The sequence below is a fragment of the Desulfosporosinus metallidurans genome (assembly GCF_001936615.1).
GTDB lineage: Bacteria > Bacillota > Desulfitobacteriia > Desulfitobacteriales > Desulfitobacteriaceae > Desulfosporosinus > Desulfosporosinus metallidurans.
Map to the genome: position 1 here is coordinate 1 of NZ_MLBF01000160.1, position 873 is coordinate 873.

An 873-nucleotide genomic window follows, 5' to 3' on the forward strand; every position below is an offset into this window, starting at 1 on the left:
TAAGTTCTCGGATAAGTCGCATTATCCAAGAAGATTAATTATCCCAGAAGAATTATCAAATACAGCATAATTACTTTGTTCCTTGTCTTTTTTCTCAAATAATTATAATCCTCTTATACAATGAAAATGTAATCAAATACGATATTGTATAGGAGGTACCTTATGGAAAAAAAGTATAAGTCAGTCGAAGCACTGACCCATGGACTGCTAGAGCAGCTCCAATCAAAATTCTACGGCAAGGATACATTGAATAATTACCGTAAAATATTAAAAACCCTTGCACTGTATATGCAGCAGGATAAAATACCTGCATACTCGCCCGAAATCGGGAATGCTTTTATTGAGGATTACACTTCCACCCATGAAATAAGTGATTCTTTCCAAAGTATGATTCGTACAATCATAGGAAGATTAAGCGATTATAATGATGGAAGGAAGTACTCTTGCCAACGGAAAAAATCGCCTGTTAAGTTGCCGGAGAACTATGCGGTTTTGCTTGAAGATTACCTGTCATTCTGTGAGCATAGTGGCAATCGGGCAGGAACCATCAAAGGAAAAAGGAAATCTTGTGAGGATTTTCTTATTTTTTTGATCACGTTGGAATGTAATGACATTGAGGATATAAGTTCTACGCAAATATGTAAAGCATGTCTGATGTTTCATAATAAGGACGCATGGGCAGTTATTCGTATGTTTCTTAAATACTGTTACTGACGCACTTTAATGTCCATAGATTGACGGTGTAAAGTGTCTGAGTGTAGACTGATAGACTGACCAGAATAAGTTAATGGACGAACGGATATTATATAGTTAATTAAAACTGGTAAATATCCGTCCGTCATCAGTCAGTCCGTCGTTATTGTTGAGATAAAA

1 protein-coding gene is annotated in these 873 nt (G+C 36.0%); it reads left to right on the forward strand.

The genetic code is table 11. From position 1 onward, the window contains the following. Positions 1-162: 162 nt before the first annotated feature. A complete protein-coding gene (locus DSOL_RS26130) occupies positions 163-714 on the forward strand; it encodes a hypothetical protein (RefSeq protein WP_207649686.1) in 552 nt (183 codons plus the stop codon). Positions 715-873 lie beyond the last annotated feature (159 nt).

What these genes read in the sequence shown, in the direction of transcription:
- DSOL_RS26130 (WP_207649686.1), top strand. Translation starts at nt 163, where the DNA reads ATGGAAAAAAAGTATAAGTCAGTCGAAGCACTGACCCATGGACTGCTA.